Genomic DNA, 13,231 nt, shown 5'->3' with positions numbered 1-13,231 from the left:
AATCCGTCCTCTGAAATGTGCCGAGCCTTCTACTGTAAAAAGCCCCGATGCCTGAACTGCGTAGCGCGACGTTGCACTTCGCTAGTCATTGAACGACGGTCGTACAGCTTGTTCTAATGACTCGCGAAGTGCAACGTCGCGGTGCAAGCAAAAGCCCTTTCCCGTCGCAACGAGAAAGGGCTTTTCGGGGAAAAGTCATTTGTCGCTAGCAGAGGACGAATTGCTTCGTGCCTCGCAACGACCCCACTTCACTCATTCACTCATTCACTCATTCGCCACTTCACTTGGTTGTCGGTTGGCGTGGCCATCCGATGGTTTTTTGGTGAGAGGAGGCGGAAAGAAAGTGGCGGAATTACATTGACTTCAGGTTGCCGGAGGCCATAATCAGCAACTGACCCAGGTGGCGCAGCTGGTCGCCGAGGCCGTTGTGCAGGTGGGCACCGGCTACTTCGTGCGTGTTGCTGGCCGCCCGCGAGGCTTGCTCGCCCAAGCGCTGCATCAGGGCCGCGGCCCCGGGCCGGTCGCCGTTTTGCAGGTAGCCTTTCAGCTGGCCCAGCTCGTCGGCGGCCGCCTGTAGCACCGCGCTGTGGGAGTTTTGCAGCTGCGGGCCCCAGCTGTCCAGAATCGGAATCAGGCCGCTGGGGTCGTGGGCGAAGGTGTGGTTGTTGAACAGGTCGCCCAGGGCCAGGTTGGTGGAATAGAGGTGGTCGTTGAGGTTGTCGGAGGAAAGGGCCATGACAGTAGGGAGTTGGGAGTTGGGAGTTGGGGTTGAGCTACTTTCTACGGCCGGGGTGCGCGGGTCGTTGCTGCGGCGGGTTGGGCGGGCGTTAGCCAACGGCGTATCTTGGCGGCCTCATTTGCTTTGCTGCCATGTCCTGCTGCTTTTTTCGTCGCGCCGGGGTCCTGCTGGGCCTTTTCCTGAGTTCTTTGCCCGGCTGGGCGCAACAGGCCGGCCCCGGGCGGCCCCCACGGGACCCGTTTGCGCGGCCGGCGGCCCCCACCACCGGCCTCGGCGACTTCCAGAGCCTGCGCTACCTGGCCGGCATCCTGACCATTCGCACCACCACGGGCGGCACGCTGCGCGTCCGGCCCTACGCGGCCGGTGTCGTGCGCGTGGAGTACTACCCGGCCGGGCAGCCGGTGCGCCCCGATTCGTCGGTGAGCGTAGTGCAGGAGTCGCCTTACCCAGGGCTGGAGCGGGGCTCCTACTGGCCGGGGCCCGCCACCAATCTGTACCAGGATCTGGGCTACCGCATCGAATGGCAGCCCTACCGCCGCGACTCAAACCTGACCATCGTCATTCAGAAAAAGCCGCTGCGCCTCAGCTACCGGCAGGGCGCCGAGCCGTTGGCGGCGGAAGCGGCGGGGGCGTTTCAGCAGGGCGCGGGCGGCAGCGCGGCGGCGGGCGTGGGCGTTTCCTTCCGTTTGGCTCCCGACGAGCACCTCTACGGCACCGGCTCCCGGGCCCTGCCCCTCGACCGGCGCGGCCGCCAGCTCACGCTCTACAACGAGGCCCACTACGGCTACCAGAACGGGGAACCAACCCTGAACGTGACCCTACCCACGGTGCTGAGCAGCCGGGGCTACATGCTGTTTTTCGACAACCACGCCCCCGGCACCCTCGACCTGGGCGCGACGGAGAAAAACACGCTCGACTACCGCGGCGAAGGGCTAAACCAGCTGGCGTACTTCCTCATTGCGGGCACCTCCTACGCCGAAATCCTGGCCCGCTACACCGCCCTTACCGGCCGGCAGCCGCTGCCGCCGCGCTGGGGCCTGGGGCTGATTCAGAGCCGCTTTGGCTACAAAACCGAGCTGGAAATGCAGCAAACGGCTACCCGCATGCGCCAAGCCGGGTTTCCGCTCGATGCCCTGGTGCTGGACCTCTACTGGTTTGGGGGCACCACCCGGCAGGGCGACTTCCACTGGCAGCCCCAGCAGTTTCCCGACCCGAAGCGCCTGATGCGCCGCCTCGACTCGGCCGGCGTCAAGACCATCCTGATTTCGGAGCCCTACGTGATGCGCACCTCCCTAAACGATGCGCTGGTGCGCGGCCAGAACCTGGTGGGGCGCGACGCGCGGGGCCGGCCTTACACCGTTGAGTCGTTCTGGGCCGGGCCGGCCACGCTGCTGGACATGTTTCGGCCCACGGCGCGCCAGTGGCTTTGGCAGCAGTACGATAGGCTGAAGCAGGACGGCGTGGGCGGCTGGTGGAGCGACCTGGGCGAGCCGGAAAATCAGCCCGCCGACATGGTGTACGACCCGGGCCCGACGCGCCGCATCCACAATGCTTACGGCCAGGCCTGGACCAGCATTCTGAGCGCCGGCTACGCCCGGCAGTACCCGCAGGAGCGGCTGTTCAACCTGGCCCGCTCGGGCTGGGCGGGCATGCAGCGCCACAGCGTGTTTCCGTGGTCGGGCGACGTGAGCCGGTCCTGGTCGGGGCTACAGGCGCAGGTGGCCATCATGCTCAGCATGGGCCTGGGCGGCGTGGGCTACATGCACTCCGACGCCGGGGGCTTTGCCGGCTCCAACATGGACGCCGAGCTGTACACCCGTTGGCTGCAGATGGCCAGCTTCGGCCCCATCATGCGGCCCCACGGCGTAGTCGCGCCCGAGCCCTACCACTACCCCGAGCCTTACCAGAGCATCGTGCGCCGCTACGCCCGCCTGCGCTACGAGTTGCTGCCCTACCTCTACACGCTGGCCTGGGAAAACTCCCGGACCGGCACGCCCCTGGCCCGGCCCCTGAACTACGGCGAAACCAGCCTCGACCCGCAATCCGTGTTTGCCCTGCTCTCGCCGGAAGAGGAAGCGCAGGCCCCCGCCGAAGCCACCAGCCCCGCCCCCACCTGGAACTGGAGCACGGCCGCCTCGACAACCTGGGGCGCGGCAAGGCTGACGGCCCGGCGAGCCCGGGAGTTGGCGGCGAATAACGCGCCAGCCCTGGCCAACGTCAACGACCAGTTTCTGCTGGGCTCCAGCTTGCTCGTGGCCCCGGTGCTACAGCCCGGGCAGCGGCGGCGCAACGTGGTGCTGCCCCCCGGCCGCTGGATTGATTTCTATTCCCACCAGGCCTTTGCCGGCAGCCAGACCGTGGGCGTGGCCGCGCCCCTGGCCCAGCTGCCCTTGCTGGTGCGGGCCGGGGCCTTTCTGCCGATGACGCCCTACGTGCCCACCACCGCCCGCTACCGCACCGACACGCTGAACGTGCGCTACTACGCCGATACCACCGTGCCCGAATCGAGCTTCACGCTCTACGACGACGATGGCCACTCGGCCCAGGCGGAGGCGCAACACCAGTTCAGCCTGCTAGTCTTTACCGGCAAGCTGCGCAACGGGCAGGCTGATGTTCAGGTGCGCACCAGTGGCAGCTACCCCGGCAGCCCGGTGTGGCGCACGCTCAATCTGGACGTGCCGCGCGTTATCAGCCCGCCCACGGCCGTGCTGCTTGATGGGCAAGCCGTGCCGGCCACCGATTGGGAGTACGATGCCGCCCGCCAGACCCTGCACCTGCACGCCCTGCTCCAGGATAAAGCCCTCCGCTTCTCGGTGCGCGGCCTGCAACTGGCCCCAGTGGGTAGTGCGGCTCCGGAAGCTTTGACGTTGGAGGCACCCAGTCCGCAACGGTTCAGCACCAGCACCACGCTGCGCTACACCCAGCACCAGTCCGGCCGCTTTCCCCTGCTGATTCGCAACGCGCGGGGGGAAATCGTGCGCACGTTTCCGGTGCGGGCGCAACCGGCCGGCTCCTACTCCACCACCTGGGACGGTACCGATACCCAGGGCCGCCAGCTGCCGCATGGCGTCTACGTAGCTGAAATGCAGGAGCAGCACCAGCGCCTGGTCCTGCTGCGTGAATAAGTTAGTTGTCGGTTGTCAGTTGTTAGTTGTTAGTGCAAAAGCGACCTGACAACTGACAACTGACAACTAACAACTAAAAACTACTCCTCGAACCGGCGCAGGCGCTTTTTGCTGAGCTCGTAGCTGATGATGGCCGGCACGTAGAAGGTCACGTCGGCCAGGAGCTTGGCCAACAGGATGCCCCCGCTCAGGCTGCCCAGGGCTTTGGGCAGGTAATACATCAGGGCCGGCCGGATCAGCAGGCTGTCGAACAGCTCGGCCAGGCCAAATTCCACGACCAGGGCCCGCAGGTTGCGCAGCAGTACCCGGCCGGTGTAGGGCTGGCCGGCGGCGCGGCGCCGCCGCCGGGTCTGGCGGATATCCAGGGCCAGAATATAGCCGAAGTACGCCACGTTGCCGGCCCAGGTACCGGCTAGCGCCGCCGCCACGTAGCTGCCGGTCAGTTCAAAGCCCAGCCCAGCCGCCGCCAGCGTGGCCCCCACCGACAGCAGCTCGGCCGGACCGTAGCGCTTTAGCCATTCCCTGACGTTCCATTTCATTAGCCTGCAAGCTGATATTCCGGGGGCGGGATTAGGCTACCCGCCACCCGACAAAGCCCGGGCTGACCCGGCCGCGTACCGGGTACGGACAACGGGACGGCACGGAAAATTAATTAGGCAGCAGCGTCATTTCCTGCAAAATCAGCTCGGCAATGGCCCGGCGGCCTTCGATGAACTTCTCGTCGGCGGGCTTGCCGTCCTTGGGCTCGGCGTTCAGGGCAAACAGGTACACGTTGCCGCCCCGCTCCAGCCAGCCCACAAACCAGCCGTTGGTCAGCTTGGCGCGCTGGGTGTAGCCGCTGGTGCCGTAGAGCGTGTACTGGGGCGTGGCCTTCAGCTGAAACAGCTGCTTGGTCAGGGCCTGATTGCGCGGGGCGGGCGGCAGCTTTTCCTGGTAGAGAAAGCGCAGAAAGTTGACCATCTGAAACTGCGAGATGCGCGACACGCCGCCCATCCAAAACGAGGTCAGCACTTCGGGCGTCACCACCATCTGCCCGAATTTCAGCTTGAGCAGGCTTTGCTGGTAGCGGCGCACGCCTACTTCCTGGGCTATCTGCTGCATGCAGGGCAGGCACTCGGCCCGCACGGCCTGGCTTAGGCGCAGGTCCCGGTTCCAGGCTTCATTGTCGCGCTTCACCTGGTCCCAGGCAAACACGTGGCTGGTGTCGGCCAGCACGCCGGTTTCCAGGCCGATCAGCGTATTGGGAATGGCAAACGTGGCCCCGGGCAGGTAGCCCTGGTTGCAGCGGGCCATGTCGTAGGCCGTGAAGTGGTTGGCCTGCTGGTCGTAGAGCAGAAACGAGCCGCGCAGGCCGTAGCTGTCGAAATGCTTCTTGAAGTCGCGCTCCGTAACGGCTTGTCCGCTGGCGCTGAAACGAACGAGCAACAAAAGAAAAACAGCCAGAAAACGCATCGGGCACGAAGCTGAAAAGTTGGATTACCGCGGGAGAGAAACCGGCCCGGCAAGGTCTGTGCCCAAATACGTGAAACGGCAGAATACGGTAAAAGAAAGAGTAGCCCAGCAGCAATTCCACCCCTACGGCTGCCGCCCCAGCTCCTGATTCACCCACGGGTAGATTTCCATCGTCAGGCTGCCGGCTTGCACGGCGGGGTCGGCCTGGGTCAGGCGGCGGGCTTCGTCCAGGTCTTTGGCGCTGAGGATGTACATGCCGCCCAGAGTGCTGTTGGCGCCGGGGCAGCGGCCGGCCAGCGTGAGGCGCCCCTGCCGGGTAAGCTGCTGCAAGTGCGCCGCGTGCCCGGCCCGGATGGTGGCTACCGTCTCCAGATCCTGCCCCCGCGCACTGCCGTTTTTCAGCAGCACCAGGTAATAGGTTTTAGCGGGGGTCAGGTGGTGCTTGGCCCTTTTGGCCGACTGCGCCGCGACTGGCAGCGCGCCCAGGCCCAATACCAGCGTGAGCAGCAGGATTCCCTGTTTTTTCATGGCAACGTATTCTAAAGCGTGAACTCAATGCAGCTTGGATATACGGAGCCCGGAAGCAGGAAGGAGCAGCGCCGCCGCGGTTTTCGAAGCTAAGCTAGTCGTATTATCCTGCCCATTTCATCCGTTTCCCATTGACTACAAATCATTTAACCTATGGTCACTTTTCTTGCAAAAACAATTTTGCAGCCACTCAGTACTACTACGCCTGCCGCGTTGGCGGCGCCTTTTCCTCTGTTCATTCCCATACCGCTATGGCTTCTACCCGCACCTTGGGTCGCTCCGACCTTTCGATAACGCCGCTCGTGCTGGGCGGCAACGTTTTTGGCTGGACCGCCGACCAGGCCACCTCCTTTCGGATTCTCGACGCCTTTGTGAGCGGGGGCGGCAACGCCATTGACACCGCCGACGGCTACTCGGTGTGGGTGCCCGGCCACGTGGGCGGCGAGTCGGAAACCATCATCGGCCACTGGCTGCGGCAGCGCGGCCGCCGCGACGACGTCATCATTGCCACCAAAGTTGGCTGGGAAGTGAATGCCGACAACAAGGGCCTGGCCAAAAACTACATTCTGCGGGCCGTGGAAGGCTCGCTGAAACGCCTCCAAACCGACTACATCGACCTGTATCAGTCGCACAAGGACGACCCGACCGTGCCGGTGGAAGAAACCCTGGCCGCCTACGCCCAGCTGGTGCAGGAAGGCAAAGTGCGCGTTATCGGGGCCTCCAACTTCACGGCCGAGCGCCTGCGCGAGTCGCTGGCGGCCAGCGAGCGGCACGGCTTTCCGCGCTACGAAACCCTGCAGCCCCTCTACAACCTCTACGACCGCGCCGACTTCGAGCAGAACCTGCTGCCGCTGGTGCAGGAGCAGCACCTCGGTGTTATTCCGTACTACGGGCTGGCCGCCGGCTTCCTGACCGGCAAATACCGCTCGGAGGCCGACCTGCAGAAAAGCGCCCGGGGCGGCGGCGTGGGGCAGAAATACCTGAACGAAAAGGGCCTGCGCATCCTGGCCGCCGTCGATGCCGTGGCGGCCCGCCGGCAGGCCACGCCGGCCCAGGTTGCCCTGGCCTGGATTATGGCCCAGCCCGGCCTGACGGCTCCCATTGCCAGCGCCACCTCTCCCGAGCAGGTAACGGAGCTGTTGAAAGCCACCGAGCTGCAGCTCAGCCCCGAAGACCTGGCCCAGCTTAGTCAGGCGGGCAGTTAAGCCTTCTTCGATTACCGTAAAAGCAGAAACGCCTGCCCGTCGGTACGGGCAGGCGTTTCCGTTTATCGGCAGTAGTTGCGCTGTGAGCTGCCCGGCAACCGGTTATTGGCCCGAAAAACTTTACTTGCGGCTATGCTTCACTCCCGCCTTTCCCATCTGCTGGCCGCCGGCCTGTGGCTGACTGCCGCCTGCACGTCGAAGTCGCCCGACACCGCCCAGGCCCCGTGCGCCGCGGCGCCGGCGGCCTACACGGTGCAGCACCCCGAGTGGGCCCGCAACGCCAGTATTTACGAAGTCAACATCCGGCAGTACACGCCCGAGGGGACCATCAAGGCTTTCGAGCAGCACCTGCCGCGGCTGCAGAAGATGGGCGTGGGCATTCTGTGGCTGATGCCGATTCAGCCCATCGGGGAAAAAAACCGCAAGGGCACGCTGGGCAGCGCCTATTCCATCCGCGACTACCGGGCCGTGAACCCCGACCTGGGCACCCTGGCTGACGTGCAGCACCTGGTAGCCGAGGCCCACAAGCTGGGCATGCACGTGATTCTGGACTGGGTGGCCAACCACACCAGCTGGGACAGTAAGCTGGCCGCGCAGCACCCCGACTGGTTTACCAAAGACGCGCGGGGCAACTTCCGGCCGCCGGTAGCCGACTGGCAGGACGTCATCGACCTGGACTACGACAAGCCGGAGCTGCGGCAGTACATGCAGGAAAGCATGGCGTTCTGGGTGCGGGAGGCCGGCTTCGACGGTTTCCGCTGCGACGTGGCCGGCTTGGTGCCCACCCCGTTCTGGGAGCAAACCCGGGCCGAGCTGGAAAAGATTAAGCCCGTCTTCATGCTGGCGGAGTGGGACGAGCTGTTTCCGCCGACGTTTCTGAAGCCCGGCGAGTTTGACCCCAACACCCACCTGCTCGAAAAAGCCTTCGACATGACCTACGGCCTGCGCCTGCACGACGTGCTCGACAGCGTGGCCCGCCGCCAGCGCCCGGCCCACGACCTGAATGCCTACCTGGCGCGCGAGCGGCGCCTGTACCCGCCCAGCGTGTACCTGATGAACTTCACCACCAGCCACGACATCAACAGCTGGGACGGCAGCGAGTATGAGCGCCTGGGGCCCAACGTGCAGCCGATGGCGGTGCTGGCGGCCCTGCTGCCGGGCATGCCGATGGTGTACAGCGGGCAGGAAGCCGCCCTGAAAAAGCGCCTGAAGTTTTTCGACAAGGACCCGATTGAGTGGGGTACCTACCCGCTGGAAAACTTCTACACCAAGCTGCTGATCCTCAAAAAGCAGCACCCGGCCCTGCTCAACGGCGACCCGTGCAGTCAGTTCCGCCCCCTCTCCACCCCCGATTCGGCCGAGGTGTACGCCTTTACCCGCGCCAAGGAAGCCGCGACGCTGCTCGTGGCCGTAAACGTAGGCAGCCGCCCCCGGCCGCTGCGCGTGCAGCACGTAGCCGAGGGAAATTACCGGGAGCTGTTCAGCGGCAAAATCCTGCGCCTAACCACCGACACCGAACTCGCGCTGCCCCCGCACGGGTACGTGGTGTATGAGCGGATCTAATGTGCTCAGGTGCTAATGTGTCATTAATGTGCTCAGGTGCTAATGTGGGGAATGTGCTGAATGTGAGAAACGCGTCATTGCGAGCATCAAGCGGCGTCAATCCATCCGCTGAAATGCGCATAACCTTCTAATACGAAAAGCCCTTTCCGTAACAACGAGAAAGGGCTTTCTGGGAAAAGAATGTTGGTCACGAGCAGCGGACGGATTGACGCCGCTTGATGCTCGCAATGGCTTACGCCTCGCCAGAACACATTCCCCACATTCAGCACATTCCCCACATTAGCACCTGAGCACATTAATGACACATTAGCACCTGAGCACATTAAAAATTAGCCCTGCCACTGGCCGAATTTGCCGCGGCGGTAGTCGTCGTAGGCCTGGTGAATTTCGGCTTCGGTGTTCATCACGAAGGGGCCCTGGGCCACGACGGGCTCGTCGAAGGGTTGGGCGTGGCCCAGCAGCAGCACGCCCCCGGCCGGGCCGGCCTGGACGCGCAGCGAGTCGCCGTCGTGGTTGAACTCGGCCAGGTGCAGGGCTTCCACCGGCTGGCCGTTGGCGGTGAGCTGGCCCCGGATGACGTAGAAAAACACGTTGTGCGCCGCCGGTATTTCCAGGGTTATTTCGCCGCCGGGCTGGAAGAAAATGGTCTGCAGGGAAATATCCGACAGGGTTTCAAAGGCGGGCTTGTGCCCTCGAAACTCGCCCGAAATCAGGTTCACGGTGACCTTGCCTTCGTCGAGCGAGAGGCTAGGAATGGCTTCTTTCTGCAGCCCCAGGTAGCGGGGCTCGGTCATCTTGAGGCGGGCCGGCAGGTTTACCCACAGCTGCAGAATCTCCAGGTCGCCGCCCTGCCGCTTGAACTCCGCCGACGATACTTCGGCGTGAATCAGGCCGCGGCCGGCCGTCATCCATTGCACGCCGCCGGCGGTAATCACGCTTTCGTGGCCCCCGCTGTCTTTGTGCATAATGTCGCCGTCGAGGATAAAGGTGACGGTTTCCATGCCGCGGTGCGGATGGGGCCCGAAGGGCAGGCCGTTGTTGTGGGGCCGGTATTTCTGGGGGCCGTGGTGGTTCAGAAACAGGAACGGGTCAATCTGGTCGAGGGTGCGCGAGGGCAGCGGCGAGTAGGTTACCAGGTCGCCGATGGGGGAATACGCGGCGCGGTGAATTTTCTTGAGGGTGCGCATAAAGGAATAAAGCAGGGGTGCGGGCAGTAAACAGCTGCGGCGCGGTTTTGTCAGTGGCCTGCTCTACGCGGCCCGCCGCCAGAGGATGCCCGGCGGCCGTTGCGCTAAACCCTTCGGGGTGGTCCTGCGTTAAAGCCATCCTGAAAGGCGACTTTGGGGTTCCAGAGTCGGCTTATGGTTCAACGAAATACATTGCTCCCATGAAGAAGCTTCTTGTTTTCGCCACCTTGCTTGCCACGGGTGCATATTCGGCCAGCGCCCAGTCGAGCACCACCACCACGACCAAGCAAACCACCGTGACGCCCGCCACGCCGGCGACGCCCGCCGTGCCCGCCACGCCCGCGACCCAGACCACCGTAGAATCGACCACGACGACGGTAGACCCGGCCACGACGACGACCGTGACGCAGACGCCCCCGGCCACGACCGTGCCCGCTGACACCAAAATCAAGGACAAGCGCAACAAAACCAAAGTGAAGCCTAAGGACAAAGACTAGTCCTGGTTTTCCTTTGCCAGGTACTTCAAACGCCCGGCCGCACTCGTTGCGGCCGGGCGTTTGGTTGTCCGGCGGCGGGCAGGTTGCCGGCGTCAGGCTGAACCACCCCGCCTTATTTGCGTTAGTCCAGGAACGTTTATCTGTGCCTATGCTCCTCGCCGCCGCTATCCAACCCTTCGACTGGCACCGCCTGCTGTTTTCCGACGATGCTCCGCCCCTGTTTCTGCTGGAAGTAGTGCTGCGCTGCGTGCTCACCTACCTGATGATTATCGGGGCCCTGCGCGTGACGGGCCGGCGCGGGGTGCGGCAGCTGTCCATCTTCGAGCTGAGCATCATCCTGGCCCTGGGCTCGGCCGCCGGCGACGCCATGCTCTACGACGACACGCCGCTGCTGCACGCGGCCGTGGTGTTTGTGGTCGTGCCGCTGCTGTACTTGGCTTTCAACCGGGCCACCGAAAAATTCCCCCGCTTCAGCGACTGGCTGGAGGGCAAGCCCGTGCTGCTGGTCGATGAGGGCCGCATCTGCCTGCCCGAGTTCCGGCAGCAGAACCTGACCCAAAAGGAGCTGTTTGGCGAGCTGCGCCAGTTGCAGGTCGAGCACCTGGGCCAGGTACGCCGGGCCTATATCGAGGCCACCGGCGACGTCAGCATTTACTTTCGCACCGACGAGGATACCGTGCCGGGGCTGCCCATCTGGCCCGAGCTGCTGCTGCACCCGCAGCGGCGCGTAGAGCAGGCCGGGCCGCACGCCTGCTGCACCTGCGGCACGGTGCAGGAGCTGGCCAAGGGTGCCCTGGCCCGCTGCCCTACCTGCCAAAACGACCAGTGGATTCCGGCCTGCGACGCCAAGCGGATCAGCTAGATTTCGTTGCTTTGCCGGTGAGCTGGCCTGTTGCTGGCTTATTTTCTACCTGCCATGCTTCCGCTGCTCCACGTCCACCACATTGCCCTTATCTGCTCCGACTACGCCGTGTCGAAGCGCTTCTACACCGAGGTGCTCGGCCTGCGCATTATTCGGGAAGTGTACCGCGCCGAGCGGCAGTCGTACAAGCTAGACCTGGCTTTGCACGGCAACTACATCATCGAGCTGTTCTCGTTTCCGGAGCCCCCGCCCCGCCTCACCCGGCCCGAGGCCGCCGGCCTGCGCCACCTGGCCTTCGCCGTGTCTGACCTGGCCGCCACCGTGGCCTGGCTCGACCAGCACCACGTCAGCTCCGAGCCCATCCGCACCGACGAATTCACCGGCCGCCGCTTCACCTTCATCCAGGACCCTGACGGGCTGCCGGTCGAGTTCTACGAAAGCTAAGCCGGGCCTTGGCGCGGGGCCACTACCCGGCCGGCCGGCTACAAACCCAGCCGGAAAGACAGCCCGGCCCGGAAAACCTGCGCGTACCGCCCGTTTGCGTCACCTTCCGACGCGCCCTGGTAGTTGGTGAACCCGCGGGAGTAGCCCAACGACAGGCCCGTATTCCGGTAGTAGGCCGTCAGGTTGAGCCGGGCCCGCGCGTCCACGCTGGGGTGGCTCAGGTCCTGATCCACGCCGTAGCGCACGCCCTTCCCCGACACCGCCTCCCCTTTTTCGTGGCTGCGCAGCACCAGCCCCACTTCGGGGCCGGCCGTCACATCCAGCGCCACGCCGCCCAGGTCGAAGCGCTGACCGAAGAAGGGGTGTACGTTCAGGCCGGAGTTGGTCAGGGTCGTATGGCCATCGGCCAGTACTACGGTGCCGCTGCGGTCCAGCACGCTGGTAAGCTGCACGCGGCTGCGGAGAAATTCGTAGCCGGCCTGCACGCCCAGCAGGCGGCCAGCGGCCGTAACGCGCTGCACCTGGCCGGCAATGCCATACGAAAAAGCCGGCCGCCGGCCATACGCGTCGTTGGTGTAGGGCCGCACGCCGGCCGCCGTCGGCAGCACGAGCATAGCCTCACTGGCCGCCGCCGCGCCGCGGAAAGAGGCCGCGCCCGACGTCAGGTGTGCTGATACTTCGGTTTGCTGCCCGTAGCTCAGATGGGCAACCAAAGCAGCGAGGCAAGACAGCGTAAACTTTTTCATAACCACATTCGGAATAGAGAACAAAGAATACGGGCAGCACCAGCCCTGCTGGTGCTGCCCGGTTAGTGGGTCAACAGCGGGCTTACACCCCAATCCGGTACGAAATGCCGGTCCGGAAGACCTGCGAATATAGCTGCTCGGAGCTGCTGGCATAGTCGGGCCGGTACTTGCTCAGGCCCAGGGAGTACCCCAGGGAAAAGCCCAGCCGATGGTAATACACCGTCGCGTTGAGGCGGGCCCGCACGTCTACTTTCCGCTGGCTACGCTCCAGATCGGTGGTGTACGCGGCATCTTTGAAGTCCGTGAGGGTGGCTTCGGCCGTTTCGTGGCTGCGCTGCAACAACCCGATTTCCGGGCCGACGGTCAGGTCGTAATCCAGCGGGCCGCGCGTGAGGCGGTAGCCCACGAACGGGTGCAGGTTGATAAAGCTGTTGGCCAAGGTGGCGTGGCCCTTGGCCGACAGGCCGAAATCATGCTTATCGAACACCACGAAAATCGGCGTGCGGCTGCGCAATACTTCGTAGCCGCCCTGCGCCCCAAATACCAGGTGGCGGGCCGTAACGTGCTGCACCTGCGCGGCCGCCCCGTACGACACTCCCAGCTTTTTACCGAACGGATCGGCGGCGTAGGGCACGTCCATCAGGGTATACAAATACTTGTAGGGCGGCACGGCCTCGTTGTCGGGCACCATAATGGCGGTCGTTTCAGTGGCATTCTTGCCCCGAAAGTTGGACAAGCCCGAAGTCAGGTGCAGGGATACTTCCGTGGTTTGGGCGTAGCCCAGCTCAGCCGCTAACAGACCGAGAAATAGCAGGGTAATTTTCTTCATGTGGCCGTAAGAATGTAGGTTGGTACTATGGGGAGGCCGCCGCGCGGCGAAAGG

13 protein-coding genes are annotated in these 13,231 nt (G+C 64.2%); 6 read left to right on the top strand and 7 right to left on the bottom strand.

Annotated elements, in window-relative coordinates; translation table 11 throughout:
• Positions 1 to 352: 352 nt before the first annotated feature.
• On the bottom strand, positions 353 to 736 hold the full coding sequence (locus tag E5K00_RS19475) for a hypothetical protein (protein ID WP_135464938.1): 384 nt from the start codon (positions 734 to 736) through the stop codon (positions 353 to 355).
• 134 nt (positions 737 to 870) lie between these two features.
• Between E5K00_RS19475 and E5K00_RS19470 the strand changes: the two genes are divergently transcribed.
• Positions 871 to 3,864: a TIM-barrel domain-containing protein gene (locus tag E5K00_RS19470; protein WP_135464937.1), complete on the top strand. Its 2,994-nt coding sequence runs from the start codon at positions 871 to 873 to the stop codon at positions 3,862 to 3,864.
• Between the two features lie 80 nt (positions 3,865 to 3,944).
• On the opposite strand, the gene E5K00_RS19465 is transcribed toward E5K00_RS19470, so the two are convergent.
• The 3 genes from E5K00_RS19465 to E5K00_RS19455 form a co-directional block, all read right to left on the bottom strand.
• Positions 3,945 to 4,403, bottom strand: a complete 459-nt coding sequence (locus E5K00_RS19465; protein WP_135464936.1) for a hypothetical protein — start codon at positions 4,401 to 4,403, stop codon at positions 3,945 to 3,947.
• A 109-nt stretch (positions 4,404 to 4,512) separates the two neighbouring features.
• Positions 4,513 to 5,292, bottom strand: a complete 780-nt coding sequence (locus tag E5K00_RS19460) for a class D beta-lactamase (RefSeq protein WP_167856954.1) — start codon at positions 5,290 to 5,292, stop codon at positions 4,513 to 4,515.
• 147 nt (positions 5,293 to 5,439) lie between these two features.
• Positions 5,440 to 5,844, bottom strand: coding sequence for a YciI family protein (locus tag E5K00_RS19455; protein WP_135464934.1), 405 nt, complete (start codon positions 5,842 to 5,844; stop codon positions 5,440 to 5,442).
• Positions 5,845 to 6,095: 251 nt separating this feature from the next.
• Here E5K00_RS19455 and E5K00_RS19450 point away from each other — a divergent pair, with 251 nt between their 5' ends.
• Positions 6,096 to 7,049 carry an aldo/keto reductase gene (locus E5K00_RS19450; protein WP_135464933.1) on the top strand — a complete coding sequence of 318 codons (954 nt, stop codon included), beginning with the start codon at positions 6,096 to 6,098 and terminating at the stop codon, positions 7,047 to 7,049.
• A gap of 132 nt (positions 7,050 to 7,181) precedes the next feature.
• Positions 7,182 to 8,612, top strand: coding sequence for an alpha-amylase family glycosyl hydrolase (locus E5K00_RS19445; RefSeq protein ID WP_135464932.1), 1,431 nt, complete (start codon positions 7,182 to 7,184; stop codon positions 8,610 to 8,612).
• A gap of 329 nt (positions 8,613 to 8,941) precedes the next feature.
• On the opposite strand, the gene E5K00_RS19440 is transcribed toward E5K00_RS19445, so the two are convergent.
• Positions 8,942 to 9,799 carry a pirin family protein gene (locus E5K00_RS19440; RefSeq protein WP_135464931.1) on the bottom strand — a complete coding sequence of 286 codons (858 nt, stop codon included), beginning with the start codon at positions 9,797 to 9,799 and terminating at the stop codon, positions 8,942 to 8,944.
• 200 nt (positions 9,800 to 9,999) lie between these two features.
• Between E5K00_RS19440 and E5K00_RS19435 the strand changes: the two genes are divergently transcribed.
• The 3 genes from E5K00_RS19435 (at position 10,000) to gloA2 (ending at position 11,602) form a co-directional block, all read left to right on the top strand.
• Positions 10,000 to 10,296, top strand: coding sequence for a hypothetical protein (locus E5K00_RS19435; protein WP_135464930.1), 297 nt, complete (start codon positions 10,000 to 10,002; stop codon positions 10,294 to 10,296).
• Between the two features lie 148 nt (positions 10,297 to 10,444).
• Positions 10,445 to 11,158 carry a DUF421 domain-containing protein gene (locus tag E5K00_RS19430; RefSeq protein WP_135464929.1) on the top strand — a complete coding sequence of 238 codons (714 nt, stop codon included), beginning with the start codon at positions 10,445 to 10,447 and terminating at the stop codon, positions 11,156 to 11,158.
• Positions 11,159 to 11,212: 54 nt separating this feature from the next.
• Complete coding sequence (gene gloA2, locus E5K00_RS19425; protein ID WP_135464928.1) at positions 11,213 to 11,602, top strand: SMU1112c/YaeR family gloxylase I-like metalloprotein; 390 nt, start codon at positions 11,213 to 11,215, stop codon at positions 11,600 to 11,602.
• Between the two features lie 38 nt (positions 11,603 to 11,640).
• Here gloA2 and E5K00_RS19420 read toward each other — a convergent pair whose 3' ends face one another.
• A complete protein-coding gene (locus E5K00_RS19420; protein WP_135464927.1) occupies positions 11,641 to 12,348 on the bottom strand; it encodes a hypothetical protein in 708 nt (235 codons plus the stop codon).
• Between the two features lie 82 nt (positions 12,349 to 12,430).
• Entirely contained in the window at positions 12,431 to 13,177 is a 747-nt protein-coding gene (locus E5K00_RS19415) for a hypothetical protein (protein ID WP_135464926.1), read from the bottom strand.
• Positions 13,178 to 13,231: the final 54 nt, after the last annotated feature.

The organism is Hymenobacter aquaticus (assembly GCF_004765605.1).
Classification (GTDB): Bacteria; Bacteroidota; Bacteroidia; order Cytophagales; family Hymenobacteraceae; genus Hymenobacter; species Hymenobacter aquaticus.
The sequence above is the reverse complement of the archived record's forward strand: the minus strand, read 5'-3'. Positions and strand labels throughout refer to the sequence as shown.

Coding starts and splice junctions, on each gene's coding strand:
- E5K00_RS19475 (WP_135464938.1), bottom strand. CDS start 736: ATGGCCCTTTCCTCCGACAACCTCAACGACCACCTCTATTCCACCAAC.
- E5K00_RS19470 (WP_135464937.1), top strand. CDS start 871: ATGTCCTGCTGCTTTTTTCGTCGCGCCGGGGTCCTGCTGGGCCTTTTC.
- E5K00_RS19465 (WP_135464936.1), bottom strand. CDS start 4,403: ATGAAATGGAACGTCAGGGAATGGCTAAAGCGCTACGGTCCGGCCGAG.
- E5K00_RS19455 (WP_135464934.1), bottom strand. CDS start 5,844: ATGAAAAAACAGGGAATCCTGCTGCTCACGCTGGTATTGGGCCTGGGC.
- E5K00_RS19450 (WP_135464933.1), top strand. CDS start 6,096: ATGGCTTCTACCCGCACCTTGGGTCGCTCCGACCTTTCGATAACGCCG.
- E5K00_RS19445 (WP_135464932.1), top strand. CDS start 7,182: ATGCTTCACTCCCGCCTTTCCCATCTGCTGGCCGCCGGCCTGTGGCTG.
- E5K00_RS19440 (WP_135464931.1), bottom strand. CDS start 9,799: ATGCGCACCCTCAAGAAAATTCACCGCGCCGCGTATTCCCCCATCGGC.
- E5K00_RS19435 (WP_135464930.1), top strand. CDS start 10,000: ATGAAGAAGCTTCTTGTTTTCGCCACCTTGCTTGCCACGGGTGCATAT.
- E5K00_RS19430 (WP_135464929.1), top strand. CDS start 10,445: ATGCTCCTCGCCGCCGCTATCCAACCCTTCGACTGGCACCGCCTGCTG.
- gloA2 (WP_135464928.1), top strand. CDS start 11,213: ATGCTTCCGCTGCTCCACGTCCACCACATTGCCCTTATCTGCTCCGAC.
- E5K00_RS19420 (WP_135464927.1), bottom strand. CDS start 12,348: ATGAAAAAGTTTACGCTGTCTTGCCTCGCTGCTTTGGTTGCCCATCTG.
- E5K00_RS19415 (WP_135464926.1), bottom strand. CDS start 13,177: ATGAAGAAAATTACCCTGCTATTTCTCGGTCTGTTAGCGGCTGAGCTG.